This is a genomic window from Ureibacillus endophyticus (assembly GCF_003628435.1).
In the GTDB taxonomy this organism is placed as follows: Bacteria; Bacillota; Bacilli; order Bacillales_A; family Planococcaceae; genus Ureibacillus; species Ureibacillus endophyticus.
The window spans coordinates 25,084-39,407 of record NZ_RBZN01000004.1 but is presented as its reverse complement, the minus strand read 5'-3'; the positions used below and the strand labels follow the sequence as shown (position 1 = coordinate 39,407).

The 14,324-nt window shown below is 33.4% G+C and carries 12 protein-coding genes and 1 riboswitch; of the genes, 4 read left to right on the top strand and 8 right to left on the bottom strand.

What is annotated here, in order from left to right; all coding sequences use genetic code 11:
* Nucleotides 1–230: 230 nt before the first annotated feature.
* Nucleotides 231–998, bottom strand: a complete 768-nt coding sequence (locus D8M03_RS03030) for a DUF4097 family beta strand repeat-containing protein (RefSeq protein WP_170148371.1) — start codon at nucleotides 996–998, stop codon at nucleotides 231–233.
* A gap of 229 nt (nucleotides 999–1,227) precedes the next feature.
* Here D8M03_RS03030 and D8M03_RS17875 point away from each other — a divergent pair, with 229 nt between their 5' ends.
* Nucleotides 1,228–1,401: a DUF4177 domain-containing protein gene (locus D8M03_RS17875; RefSeq protein ID WP_342768782.1), complete on the top strand. Its 174-nt coding sequence runs from the start codon at nucleotides 1,228–1,230 to the stop codon at nucleotides 1,399–1,401.
* 52 nt (nucleotides 1,402–1,453) lie between these two features.
* On the opposite strand, the gene D8M03_RS03020 is transcribed toward D8M03_RS17875, so the two are convergent.
* The 3 genes from D8M03_RS03020 to D8M03_RS03010 form a co-directional block, all read right to left on the bottom strand.
* Nucleotides 1,454–2,515: an LLM class flavin-dependent oxidoreductase gene (locus D8M03_RS03020; protein ID WP_121213195.1), complete on the bottom strand. Its 1,062-nt coding sequence runs from the start codon at nucleotides 2,513–2,515 to the stop codon at nucleotides 1,454–1,456.
* Nucleotides 2,516–2,644: 129 nt separating this feature from the next.
* The gene (locus tag D8M03_RS03015) at nucleotides 2,645–5,011 is read right to left on the bottom strand and encodes a sensor domain-containing protein (protein WP_121213194.1); all 2,367 of its coding nucleotides are present in this window, start codon (nucleotides 5,009–5,011) and stop codon (nucleotides 2,645–2,647) included.
* Between the two features lie 219 nt (nucleotides 5,012–5,230).
* The gene (locus D8M03_RS03010; RefSeq protein ID WP_121213193.1) at nucleotides 5,231–6,409 is read right to left on the bottom strand and encodes a DHH family phosphoesterase; all 1,179 of its coding nucleotides are present in this window, start codon (nucleotides 6,407–6,409) and stop codon (nucleotides 5,231–5,233) included.
* Between the two features lie 138 nt (nucleotides 6,410–6,547).
* Here D8M03_RS03010 and D8M03_RS03005 point away from each other — a divergent pair, with 138 nt between their 5' ends.
* On the top strand, nucleotides 6,548–7,219 hold the full coding sequence (locus D8M03_RS03005) for a restriction endonuclease (protein ID WP_245987437.1): 672 nt from the start codon (nucleotides 6,548–6,550) through the stop codon (nucleotides 7,217–7,219).
* Between the two features lie 134 nt (nucleotides 7,220–7,353).
* A complete protein-coding gene (locus D8M03_RS03000) occupies nucleotides 7,354–7,713 on the top strand; it encodes a hypothetical protein (protein ID WP_121213192.1) in 360 nt (119 codons plus the stop codon).
* 25 nt (nucleotides 7,714–7,738) lie between these two features.
* Here D8M03_RS03000 and D8M03_RS02995 read toward each other — a convergent pair whose 3' ends face one another.
* Entirely contained in the window at nucleotides 7,739–10,102 is a 2,364-nt protein-coding gene (locus tag D8M03_RS02995; RefSeq protein ID WP_121213191.1) for a bifunctional 2',3'-cyclic-nucleotide 2'-phosphodiesterase/3'-nucleotidase, read from the bottom strand.
* Nucleotides 10,103–10,335: 233 nt separating this feature from the next.
* On the bottom strand, nucleotides 10,336–10,539 hold the full coding sequence (locus D8M03_RS02990; RefSeq protein WP_121213190.1) for an alpha/beta-type small acid-soluble spore protein: 204 nt from the start codon (nucleotides 10,537–10,539) through the stop codon (nucleotides 10,336–10,338).
* A gap of 211 nt (nucleotides 10,540–10,750) precedes the next feature.
* A riboswitch (Lysine riboswitch) is annotated at nucleotides 10,751–10,933 on the top strand.
* Nucleotides 10,934–11,051: 118 nt separating this feature from the next.
* On the opposite strand from D8M03_RS02990, the gene dapA reads away from it, so the two are divergent.
* Nucleotides 11,052–11,936, top strand: coding sequence for a 4-hydroxy-tetrahydrodipicolinate synthase (gene dapA, locus D8M03_RS02985; protein ID WP_245987436.1), 885 nt, complete (start codon nucleotides 11,052–11,054; stop codon nucleotides 11,934–11,936).
* 35 nt (nucleotides 11,937–11,971) lie between these two features.
* Here dapA and D8M03_RS02980 read toward each other — a convergent pair whose 3' ends face one another.
* Nucleotides 11,972–12,742: a DUF2935 domain-containing protein gene (locus D8M03_RS02980; RefSeq protein ID WP_121213188.1), complete on the bottom strand. Its 771-nt coding sequence runs from the start codon at nucleotides 12,740–12,742 to the stop codon at nucleotides 11,972–11,974.
* Between the two features lie 108 nt (nucleotides 12,743–12,850).
* Entirely contained in the window at nucleotides 12,851–14,320 is a 1,470-nt protein-coding gene (locus D8M03_RS02975; protein ID WP_121213187.1) for a sodium:solute symporter family protein, read from the bottom strand.
* Nucleotides 14,321–14,324: the final 4 nt, after the last annotated feature.

The following is a 14,324-nucleotide window of genomic DNA, read 5'->3' as shown; positions in this document are numbered from 1 at the left end:
TTAAAGTTTTGCGTTTCTATCGAGTGGAAAACTTTTTACTCAATACTATTTATTGTATTCTTTTTCCCTCACTTAATTCCTTTAGGAAAATACGTATTGTGGTATATATTATGGAGGTGGAAAAGGTGACTTCGGATGTTAGATAAGTGTGAAAAAATTAATTATAAAAAAGAGGAAGATTCTTTAAATTTACCAGCTTGCTTCTTCCTCTTTCAACATTTAAAATTCTACTATTCTACAATAATATCCCCATTATTAGAACTTAACTTAACTAACTCTTTTCCTTTCCCAAATACAGTTTTTGCATTTGCGTTACCAAAAATCGAAATTTCACCATTATCAGTTTCTACTTCAATTGTCACATTTTTAGGTTCATTTTTTGTTTGAATTGAAATTGTCCCATTATTTGTTTCAAGATTTACCGGTTGATCTAAAGTATCATTTACAAGTGAAATATCACCATTGGAAGACTCCCCTACAATTTTACCATCGATATTTTCTAAAAAGACTTCCCCATTATCTGATTCAATATAAAGGGATGAAACTTTTAAATTACTTAAATAGACTTCACCGTTATTCGTTTCTACAGTCATTTCTTTAGCAGAAAGTTTGTCAGCTTCAATTGAACCATTCGCCGTCTCTGCAGTAATCGTTCCAGAAATATTTTCCGGTAGATAAATTACTAATTTCGGTGTTTTTGAAAAGAAATTAAAAGAAAATAGTCTGAACCATTTATGCTCGATCTCAACCTCTAACGTATCACCATGCACATTTGCAATTAGTTCATACTTGTTATTACTATTTTCAAGCTCTACTTTTGCTGTTTTATCTTTAGAAGCAATAAAAATAATATCCGAATTGTCCGTATCTACCTCTACATGAGAGAAATTTTGTTTTATTTCCACTTCTTTTGGAATATTTTTAGAAACAATATTTATTACAGTCACCGTGACAATTGCAATAAGCAAAATCCCAATGATAAAAAATTTTTTATTCAAAATTATCGTCCTTTCAATCTTTATTTGATGTAATTAAAGGATACAAAAAATAAATTGAAAACAAAATGGCCCTAAAACGTAATTTAATCTAAGACCTGAGATGTAGGGAGTGGGAAAGGCTACAATTTGCTTATTAAATTCAAAAAATTGGAATTTAATATATATACAGAAATGTCTACTTCATTTAAAATTTATTGTTAAAAGGGGTGTTTATAATGTATGAGCATAAATTCGTAAAATAGATTTAACAAATTTCGGAAAGAAACCAAAAGAAGATTATCATGAAATAGTAGTAGAGCATGAAAAGCAAGGGTGGGAGTTAGTTCAAATCTTTTCACCAAGTGTTGCTGCATACGGGATGTCTGCCTTTTTCGAACTGATATTTAAGAGAAAAATAGATTGATGCTTTAGCAAATCAAAAGCTAATGAGTCATTCACTAGCTTTTGATTCAATATTAATCTTCAGGCATTCCCGATGCTTCCCAACGATCAACTTCTTCTCGAACCATTGGAGCTACTTCTTTCCCAAATAATTCTATAGATTTCATAACATCCTCATGAGGCATCGACCCAACTGGGCAATGGAGCATAAAACGAGTAATACCAACTTTTTTACGGAGTAATATAATTTTTTCTGCCACTGTTTTTACATCACCAGTATACAGAGCTCCTTCTAAACTTCTAGCATAATCAAAAGTGTCCCGCGTGTATGGTCCCCAACCACGCTCTCTTCCTAATACATTCATTGCGTATTGTGTCGGTGGGAAGAACTTTTCGACCGCTTCTTCTGTTGTTTGGGCAACAAACCCATGGGAGTGTGACGCAACAGTTAATTTTGAAATGTCATGTCCTGCCTTTTCAGCGGAACGATAATATAACTTCACAAGGGCTGCAAACTGCAACGGACTTCCACCAATAATCGCTAGTGCTAACGGTAAACCAAGCATACCTGCACGGGCTACTGATTGCGGCGTACCACCGCTTGCTATCCATACTGGTAATGGATCTTGAACCGGTCGTGGATAAACGCCTCTATTTGGAATAGATGGACGGTGGCGACCTTCCCAATTAATGATTTCATTCTCTCTTATTTGAAGGAGTAAATCCAATTTCTCCTCAAATAACTCATCGTAATCTTTTAAATCATAGCCGAAAAGCGGGAAAGATTCGATAAAAGACCCGCGACCCGCCATAATTTCAGCACGACCATTTGAAATGGCATCTACCGTTGAAAACTCTTGAAAAACACGTACTGGATCATCAGAAGATAATACGGTAACTGCACTTGTTAAGCGAATATTTTTTGTTCGTGAAGCTGCTGCAGCCAATAGTACTGCCGGTGTAGAACATGCATAGTCTTTTCGATGATGTTCACCTACACCATATACATCTAATCCCACTTCATCTGCCAAAATAATTTCTTCTAAAACTTGTTGAATACGTTCTGCATGACTAATTACTTTACCTGTTTTTACATCGGGTGTTGTTTCAACAAAGGTAGTTAGTCCAATTTCCATCCCCAAATCACTCCTAGTAGTTCTATCGTTAAATCAATCATACATGAGCTATAGAACAATTTACAATTTTATGGATTACAAGGAAAAAAGCCTAAAATGCCAATAAGACATTCTAAGCTTTAACAAAATTTATCCTTTTAAAAAGTTACATTCAAATTCGTCAATTGGGCATGGTCTTCCAAAGAAGAAACCTTGCATTTCATTACAATTTTGTTCAAGTAAATAATTTAATTCCCCTTCAGTTTCCACACCTTCTGCGATGACGTCTAATTTTAAATGTTGCGCCATTTTAATCATTGCTGTCGTGATACTCGCATTTTCAGATTCTGATGATATGTTCTGAATAAAAGAACGGTCAATCTTTACACCATCAATTTGGAAAGTTTTTAAATAATTAAAAGAAGAATAGCCTGTACCAAAGTCATCAATAAAAATTTTCACACCAAGTTCCTTTAATTCCCTTAACGTCTTGGTTACGGTTTCTTCATTTTTCATAATTGAATTCTCTGTAATTTCAATTTCTAAATATTTACCTTCTAAATTGTATTCTTCCAATAACTCCCGAATATCCATGGCAAAGTTTTTTTGTAAAAACCGCTGAGAACTAATATTCACACTAATTGGCACGATAGGAAGTCCTGCTTCTCTCCATGTAACTAGTTGTTCGCAAACTCTCTTTTTCATCCATTTCCCCATTGGTATAATAAGTCCTGTTTCTTCTGCAAGAGGTATAAATTCTCCTGGAGAAATTAATCCAACAACCGGATGATTCCAACGAATTAATGCTTCTGCGCCAATTACTTTACCTGAACTTGCATCTACTCTTGGTTGGAAATAAGCGATAAATTCTTCATTTAATATAGCTTTTCGCAAATCTCTTTCCAAAATTAACGATTGATAATTTTTATTATTCATCGATACATCGTACAGTTGATACATGTTACGGCCAAATTCTTTTGCTTTATACAAAGCTATGTCTGCCTTTTTCATTAAATCTATACCATCGTTTCCTGTAGACGGAAACATACTAATCCCTATGCTTGTTGTAATAAATAATTCATAATCTTCTATATAAAATGGTCTGGTTAAACTTTTTAAAATCGCATCTGCTATTTCAGTCGCTTCAATTTTACCTATTGTATCTGGTATCAGGACCATAAACTCATCTCCACCCATACGGGACACATGATTATCCCCAACACACTGAACTAAGCGCATAGCAAATTGTTTGAGTAATTGATCGCCAATATAATGCCCTAACGTATCATTAATGGATTTAAACCGATCTAAATCGATATAAAGTACAGCAAGATTCTTATTCTGTAGTTTTGCATGTTGTAAAGATTCATTAAGTTTACTTTCCATCCATCTTCTATTTGGAAGAGTAGTTAATTCATCATGCTGAGCTAAATATGCATTTCTAAATTGATTTTTCTTCTGCTCTGTAATATCCTTTGCTACCAAATATACTCCTTGAATATTGGAATCAACAATAATTGGAAATAGTGTGATATTAAAATATACTTCTCTATCATTCTCACGGTTATAGCCAAGTTCAAAATTTTGAGCATATCCTAGAGTAGCTTGTTCAAAATGGATTCTTACTCGTACTTGATCACTACTTGGAATAATATCATATAAACTAAAACTTGAAATGTCCTCATTTGTTAATCCTAAAAATTCTAATGCACTTGGATTCATATTAATTGTATCGCCATTCTTACTAAGGATAATGATATAGTCTTGGCTATACTTAAATAACGTTTGAAATCTTTCTTCATTAATAAGGAGCTCTTGTTGTGTTGTTCTTAATTCCGAAAAGTCCGTTACTGTTCCAACTAATCCCGTAACTTCTTTTCCATTTTTTACAGGTGTGACATCAACATATAGAAGTTTGTTTTTTATCTTCACCTCATATGTTGTATGAAATCCTTTGAATGCTTTCTTATAATGCTCTTCTTTAAGTAGCGCGATTTCATTGGGAAACACTTCAGATGGCGTTTTGTCTATCAATGTGTTACACCCTACACCGATTTCCTCTAAAAGTTTTCCAACTGCCATTGTATAAATAAATTGGCCCTCTTTATTTTTCTCCATACAGAAAATGCCATTTTGAACATTTCTCATCATATCAAAAAAGCAAATTTTCCTTTTATTAATCTCATCTAATTTATTTTGTTCAATCGTTTTCAAAAGAAGAATCTCGTATGCGTTATCCCCTAAATGTACTCGCTCTATCTTTACATCTACTAGGAAAGACTCGTTTGCTTTTTTCATTGCAGTATAAATATTATTTTCTTCTGAATCGAACAAGTCTACAAAGATTGTATTAATTGGTTGTCCAATTAGTTCGTTAACATTACTTAAATCAAACAGCCTCATTGCTTGAGGATTTATGTATAATATGTTTCTAAGTTTATTTAGTACAATAATATTGTCAGTTAGTTCATTAAATATTCGATTAATATATTCAATGTCACTAGGATTTCCATTCATCAATTTCACCACTTTTTATATCAAATCCATTTTATTACACTAAACCATTATATTACTAAAGTCTCAACTATTTTATCCTTATACAATCCATTTGTACACCTTTTTAATCGGCATTAAATTAAGAAAATTCAATACAATTTACTTATTGAAGCTGGGTAAATCTTAAAAAAATACTCTTTTCTTTCAACAAAAAAAGAGTAGCAATGATTTACTCATTTACTACTCCTTCTTTTTAACTTCATTTATTAAATACTCCACAAAGAATTCATCTTTTACTAACCATGCTTCAAAGTTTCGTTTTAAGAACTTTTCTCCTTCAGCAAAACTAATAAAGGAATCGGATAATTTTTTCTTATTTTGTTTAATGTGCCATTTTCCGTTTTTCTGATATAGGAAAAACAAGTCATCTCTACGATTTTGATATAACGTACCAAAGGATGTTTCTTTTATATTATAACGATTTCGTTTTGCATCCGCATGTAGAGGTTCTAAATTGAACGTATCTGTTACAAATTGTTTAAATGCTTTTTCGGTTAAAGAAGATCCTGAAGCTTTTTGATGCCCACCACCACCATAAGTTCCAGCTACTTCCGAAACATCTACATGATCATGGATGGTACGAAAAGAAATGCGTTTTCCACCTAAGCTGAGCATAGCAATATAATCAAGATGAGCAAATTCCTTTCCTAACTCATTTCCCAATTCAGAATGATAAGATTCCGCATAAACAATGCCAACATAATGTTTTCCGATTTTTGCTTGAACAATTTCACGTTTTTTCCTATTAATGTAACGTTCAATTTTATCTTCTTCCATATTTAATAATCGCTTTTCGAATTCATCAAAATCAAAATGATCGCTTGATTTTAGACGTTCAATCATCATTTCTTCAAACTCGTCAATCGATACTAAGAAAAACAAAGAATTTAAAGAATGGGCTTTTTGATTTTCATTCTTTTCCCATTCCCACGTATCATACTGCCGAACTAATTCGACAAATTCAGAAATCGCTTTTGTTGGATTCAAATATTTGTTTGATACTAAATATTCATAAAATAATGAGGTTGCTGAAGCGAGCTTGCCATCTTCATCCTCTACTAAAACATAACCCCAATCCTGCTCATTTAAATGTAATGCCGTTTTATGATGATCAATCAGTTGAATATTTTCATGTTCTGCATAATGGCTAGTTAATCGTTTCTCATTTTCCTCATTTGGTGAAAGATCCGTAATAAATAAAAAAGTATCTGGTGAATCATTTTCTAAAAAATATTCAATTTCACGATTTAAAGAAGCAATGGAATTATATCGAACCTTCACATCTTTATCAAAAGCGAGCTTTGCTAATATACCACAACCTACACCATCTAGGTCGTTATGGGACAATAATTTATACACCATTTTTCACCTCAGTGTGTAGTATAAGTATTCTTTGTTTACTTTATAGATTGTTATTTCTGTAAAAAATGACAACGTATATTAAATCGTTAATTAAACAAAATAATTTCATAATATATTAGCAAAAGGATGTCATCGATGAGAAAACAAAAGGTAAAAGTGAAAGAAACAAAAGTAACAGAGTTTTTAATTCTTAGTATTTTTGCTTTTTGTATTTTGATAGCAATGTTAAATTCGCTATCTGTTCAACCGAGCGTAACTGATTTTTCTTTTTATCTATTATTAGCAATCGTCATTACATGTATTTATAAACCTGTGAGAATGTTTGTTTATAAAATTTTGAGCAAATTATTTAAACCAATCTTTTATTTTGTAAAATCCTTTTTTACTAAAAATAAATTATTGGAGCTTCATGAAATTGATGAAATGACAGGGCAAGAATTTGAAAAGTACTTAAAACAGCTTTATGAAAGACATGGATATAAGGTGAAGCTAACTAAAAAATCTAAGGATTATGGAGCAGATTTGATTTTAAAGAAGGGAAAAAAAACATTTGTCGTCCAAGCTAAGTGTTTAAATAAAAAAGCAGGTATCCGCGCTGTTCAAGAAGTAGCTGGTGCGATTAAACACTATCGAGCTGATGTAGGAATCGTTGTTACGAACCAATACTACACTACCCCAGCTAAAAATTTAGCAAAATCTAACGGTATTCAATTAATTAATCGAGACGAACTAGATAAAATGAATAGTATATCTAGACGACAATATAAATTTTCAACCGCTATTTCGTTTATTTTAAATAAATCATAAAACATTATTTGTGTGAATGGCCTTTAGACTGCATCGTCTTTAGGCTTCTTTTTTATTTTAAAAGATTAACTTAGTCTCCTTTCACTTTGTCATGACATACAATACAAAGAGAATGGCAATAGAGGAGGGGGACCGTGCAATATCAAAATCGACCTATTATCATTCCGCCTATTCAACGCCCAATTGTAAATAACCCAATCACAGATATTGAAGGTGAAGATACCTCTAGTAAAAACGAATTATTTATTGCTAAGCTAGGTGCATTTGGCGGTGTTCTCTCTCTAATTGGAGGGATAATCGAATCTTACGCTTCCTTCCTTGCGCTTGAAGAACTTCAACGGGAAGTGTATCAAAATTATAATAACGCTTCTAAAGACGCTTCTGTTAAAACATCTGAGGAAGCTCGAATAAAAGAATTAGAAATGCAAGTAAATTATTTAATGAAAGAAATACAAAAAATGAAAAACACCAATCAAAAAACTCTACATAAGTAAATTTATGTAGAGCTTTAAAATGAGTTTATTTTATTGAATATTTACCAAAGCCATCAGTACCCTCACCGATGTATTGAATATTACTATTCTGAGGAATTACATCCACTGCTTTCTTAGAAGTTTCAAATACAATATTTGCTTCTTTTGGTAGCTCAGAAAACTTCCAATTACCATCAGCAGTAGGATCAATTGTCTTATTCGCAATGATATAGTCAATGATTGCTTGACGGTTTTCATCTGGGTAAATTTCAACATAAGATGCATTACGTACACCTGGGAACGTTCCATTTGCACGGTAATTATTTGTTGCCACGATAAATTCTTGTGTTAAGTCAATTGGTTTACCATCATATTGTAAATTAACAATACGTTCTGCTTTTTCATTTACAAGTTTACCATTTGCATCATATTTTGCAGGTTGTGTTACGTCAATTTCATACGTTACACCATCAATCACATCATAATTGTAAGAACGGAATTCTGTATTAATTAGTTGTTGTTCTTCCGTTTTCGATGGATCAATTTGATTAAACTGACCTGCAGACATTTCCAACCATTCTTTCACGTCTGCGCCTGTAACCTTAATAATTGCTACAGTATTATCATATAAATATAAATCAGCCACGTTTTTAATTGCTAATTCACCTTTTGGAACAAATGTGTAATAGTCAGGATCGCTACGAGTACCTGCTTTAAAAGGAGCTCCTGCTGAAAGTACAGGTAAGTTTTCAAATTGTGTACCTTTTATTTTTTCTTTAACATATTCTGTCTGTGCATTTGTCACAATTTGAATAGATGGATCGTCTTGAACTTGTGAGAAGTAACTATGAATATCTGCAGTTGTGTTACCTACTGCTTGTCGAACATATTCAATTGTTCCTTCATGGGCTTCTTTTACAACTGCAGCTACTTCCTTATCCACATCAGATGCATCTTCTGCAATTTTACGTACTTCGGCTTTAGAGTTAACAACTTCCCATTCTTCACCTTTTTGTTCAAGCGTTAAATCTATCACACCTAAATGACTGCCATATTTACCTGGCATGACAACAGGTACACCGTTGATTGTTCCTTGCTCTAAATCAACGCCTGTTAATGACTCGTCCACTTGTCCCGGGAATACTTGATGAGCATGACCAGTAATGATGGCATCTACACCTTCTACTTTTGTCAGTAGATACGTCACGTCTTCTTCCCCTACTTCATGAGTAGTATCCCCTAATCCTGAATGTGAAAGAACAACGATCACATCTGCTCCTTCTTTTTCCATAACGGGTACTACCTTCTCAACAGCTTGTACTGAATCGTCTACAACAATTTTACCTTCAAGATGAGACTTATCCCAATTTAATATTTGTGGTGGTACAATACCAGTTACTCCCACTTTAATCGTTGTTTTATTTCCTTGTGAATCAACAACTTCTTTATCTATCAATACATAAGGTGTATACAGATTCTCACCAGTAGTTGCATCTTTAATGTTTGCATTTACATAAGGGAAATCTGCATCATCTAGTACTTCATCTAAATAATCTAATCCATAATTAAATTCATGGTTCCCAAATGTAGAACCATCATAGTCTAACAATTCCATAGCAGTAATCGATGGGTGCTCTTCCCCGTCTTTAAGTACAGCTACAGCTTGTTTATATGACCCAAGTGGAGTACCTTGTATAGAATCTCCATTATCAAATAACAATGTATTTTGATTTTCTTCTCGTGCTTTTTTAATTAGTGTAGCTGTCTTTACTAAACCTAAACTATTAGATTCAGTATCTTTGTAATAGTCATAGTTCATAATATTCGTATGAATATCCGATGTTCCTAAAATTCTTAAAGACACAGTTGTATTTGCTTCCACTGGTGAATATTCCTTTAAGAAACGTTCTAAAATAGTATTCATATGTCTATATGATAAAACATTTGTTGGTTTTAATGTCTGATCTCCATAACCTTTTAAAATACCTAATGAAACAGCTTTTGCAACTTCATCACGGTTATCTTTTTGTATTTCTTTACTATCTTTAAATTTATTTAAAACTGCTTCAGAATAGTCGCTATCCTTTTGTAGCGCATTTGCAACAATGACAATTGCCTCTTCTCGCGTAATCTTGTCATCTGGAGCAAATTGTGTTTCCGTTTTTCCTGACACTAACTTTAATTCGATTGCTTTTTCAATATAAGGTTTTAAAGAGTCCGGTACATCTTCAAATTTCACTATTTTTCCAGTACCTAGTTCTAATCCCATTGTTTCAATTACTTTTTTTACATATTCCCCGCGTGTTACTTCATTCGAATCAATTGCAGCAGCACTTGTATTTTCAACATGTGCAATACTCGCAGCCGCAAGCGATAACATAAGTGCAGAAGCAGTTAACTTTTTCCACATTTCACTCCATTCCCTTCTTTTTATAGAATTTTCAAGCAAAACAATTCTACCAAAGAAAGGAATTTAAATATAGTAATTTGAATTTCTGGAAAAAAATAATAATAGCTAACTGTATTAATAGATAGTTCTAAGATAATAATGATTAATGAACAAATAGTTAATAAACTAAATAAAAGACTAAAGGCTGACACAAAAAATAGTTTTTTGAATTAGCCCTTAGTCATTTTATATTTTTATTGTCCTGAACGACCTCTTAATTGTGCTTCTGCCATTTGCACAAGACGTTTTGTAATTTCTCCACCAACTGAACCATTCGCACGAGAAGCATCCTCTGGTCCAAGGTTTACACCAAATTCGCGAGCAATTTCGTATTTCATTTGATCAACTGCCGCCTGTGCTCCAGGTACTTGTAACTTATTTGAACTACGGTCAGCCATTTCTATCACCTCCTTATGTCTTTAGATTGTTCAGCTAGAATGTTTTAATACAGAGTTAATAGTACCTGTAAAGTATCAATTTCCCTCGTATAATCGTTAAATAGTTTGAATTTGCTAATTTTTTTATAAATTTAGAAAAGGTGTTGCATTCCACTATAAAAGGATGTACACTAATTGATAATTATATATTTTCTTATTTCAAAACTTTTGAAGTAAGGATAGAGGCGCAAAGACCATTAGTACACAATTCGAGGAGAATGAGGTCCGTTGACAATTGTCGAAAGGGGAATTTGCCGAAGCTACAAGATGCTCATTTAATCTTGAAGCTGGTTCTGTTGTTGAATAAATGCAGAACTGTCATATAGGTTTTACTATATGGAGGGCTATCTTACGCAAGGAAATGATTTTTATTTCTAAGCAATAACGAGTCCTCGTTATTGCTTTTTTGCGTTTATACATTAACGCCCTTCTCCCTCTATTCGATTATAAAAATGATGAGGATGTGGAGAAGAATGAATTTCGGAAAAATTTTAACTGCTATGGTAACTCCTTTTGATCAAAATGGTGAAATTGATTGGCAGGCAACTGAAAACTTAATTAATTACTTAATTGCAAACGGTACTGATGGATTAGTCGTATCAGGTACAACTGGTGAGTCACCAACATTAAGCGAAGAAGAAAAAGTTCAACTATTTAATTTCGCAGTAAAAGTAGTGAATGGTCGAATTCCTGTTATTGCTGGTACTGGTTCATACAACACAAAAGCATCAATTGAACTAACAAGAGCTGCTGAAAGTGCAGGAGTTGATGCGGTTATGCTTGTTGCTCCATACTATAACAAGCCATCGCAAGAAGGATTATATCAACACTTCAAAGCAATCGCTGAAAGTACTGTATTGCCTATTATTTTATATAACGTTCCAGGTCGTAGTGTCGTTAACATTTCTGTTGATACAGTTGTTCGACTATCAGAAATTAAAAATATCGTAGCGATTAAAGAAGCAAGCGGTAATTTAGATGCAATGGCAGAAATTATTGAAAAAACACCAGAACATTTCACATTATATAGTGGTGATGATGGTTTAACGATTCCAGCACTTTCAATCGGTGGAGCTGGTGTAATCTCAGTTGCATCTCATATTATTGGTAATGAAATGCAAGCAATGATTCAAAAATTCTTAAGTGGTAATTTACAAGAAGCAGCACGTGATCACCGCAGACTATTACCAGTTATGAAAGTATTATTTGCTACACCAAACCCAACATCAGTAAAAGCTGCATTAAACCTAAATGGAGTGAATGTTGGTGGTGTTCGTTTACCAATGATTCCACTAAACAACGAAGAATTAAAAAATCTTCAAAAAGTTTTAAATACAATTGAAACAGTAAATGCGTAAATAGCAAAAGCGTCTCAACGAGTGAGACGCTTTTATTATTTGGCTTTTGCATTTGATGATTGCATTAATTTCGTTAAGTAATATTGTTCTTCCCTTGCCATATGATCTGCCATGGAAGCTGTAAATGTTCCAAGAATTTCAGCGCTCAATTCCATTTCCTTAAGCTCGTTTAAAAAGGTTTTAAATAAGCCCATTTCCACTTCCACATCATGATTAAATTTTTTTAATGCGGGGAATCTCTTCACATTACTACGCAAATATCCAGTTAACTCAACCGCTTTTAAATAAAATTGTTCAAATTGTTTCGTAAATTCATGACTTTTTTCCTTTAACTTTTTTTCAACCCCATCGAGTTGATCATTAATTGCCCCAGCATGACCAGCAGCATCAACTAGCCATACTAAATGATGATGTAATTCATGAAAAATAGGCGGCACTTTTTTAACTTTTAAATAACTTAAAATTAGCTGATATTCCTCTAACTCATTCACCATATGATTCATAAAAGTAGGAGATAAATGGATATTCATTTGACCAAGCAAATGACGTTTAATAAGGGACAGCTTAAATTGTTTTAGTTCAGCTACAAGTTTTTCCACATCTCTTGTAAAGTTCTCGATAGTTGATTCATTTTGAGAGTCTACTTGTCTACGGAGTTGATCAAAATTCTTAATGAAGTAAACCGCTTTTGAAATATCATCTTTTTCTGAAGGATATAGCGAGTCATAAATAAAACGACTATGGTCACTTAACACATGTAGCCAAAAGGAATGTTCAAATACGGCACTTCTTAAGTAATCGGACACTAATTCAACCCCTTATCACACTTTTCTTTCACTTTATTCCACAGTATTTCGTTTTATTAATTGATAATTACAAAGCCCGAAAATCTACACAAGATTTCCGGGCTACTGTTATTTAAACTTATTCAATTCGATTTTGACACTTTTTAAAAATTCATTTGCTTTTGCTTCAGGAGCTTTTGTCATTAAACTCACTACAATAAATAATATTGTTGAAAGTGAGATTCCCCATACCCCTGAAGCAAGTCCAAATGGTTTATATTTGAACAGTTCAAGTATAATAACAACTACACCACTTATAATGACACTCGATAATACACCTGCTGCTGTTCCACGTTTCCAGAAGAATGTTCCAATAATAGAAGGTACTACAACAAGTAATCCCGCGGAGGAAGCAACAGATAAAACCGCTATTAAATCTAACTCCATTTCAGCAAATAGATAAGCTAATATAGCAATTATCGGAATAACAATTTTTCCAACTCGCAATTGCATGGCGTCAGTAGAATTCTTTTCGACCTGACTATAGACATCCCTTGCAAATAAGGATGAGAGAGTTAGCAAGATTGAATCAATTGTAGAGATTGCTGCTGCCATGATTCCGACCATCACGATTACCCCTAAAATTGGTGGTACTGCATCAGACGATAATACCATTGGAGTTGCCAAATCCGCCTTTTCTAAATTTGGGAACATCACAACTGCTGAGAATCCCCAAATCACTGCAACTAGTGTATAAATTAATCCAAATATCATAAAGCCCATAAGCATGATACGGAGACTTTTTAAAGAGGCTGGCATAAATAATCGCTGACTAACCTGTGGATTTGATAAACTAAAGAAGAACCACGGTATCGTCATTCCTATAAATGTTGTTAAACTCCAAAAACCATTTCCAGGTACTGCTAAATGCTCTGGTTTCGTTGATTCAATAGCACCGAAAAAGTCACTAAATCCCCCTAAGCTATTGATTAATATAAGTACTACAACCGTTGATGTAATAATCATGAAAACAGCTTGCAGTGAATCCGTCCATGCAACGGAACGAATTCCAGCAATATACGAAAATACAATGGCAACAATTGTGGCAATAATTACACCTGTTGAATAGGAGATTTCATTATTCGTCATGCCTTGTAATAAATAGCCGACACCGGAAAGTTGTACAGCACTATAGGGTATTAAAAATACACAACTTGTAATCGAAACGACAAGAGCTACCATCTTATTATCATAACGATCGCCTAACATTTCAGAAGGCGTAATATAACCATATTTCTTCCCTACCACCCAGAATCGTGGACCAAAGAAGGCTACTAGAGAAACACCCATTAAATAAATTAATTCAAATCCAAGTGCACCAACACCACCATTGTAGGTTAACCCTGCTAACCCTACTAACATAAAGGCACTATAAGTTGTCGCACTATAACTTAAGGCAGATACAATCCCACCCATCTTCCGATCACCTAAAAAATAACTCCCCATATTTGTCTGCTTACCACTTCTAGATAAATAGGCAACAAACAATGCAATGAGGATATATACTACAATTCCCCACCAGACCATAGATGTTGTCATTTCT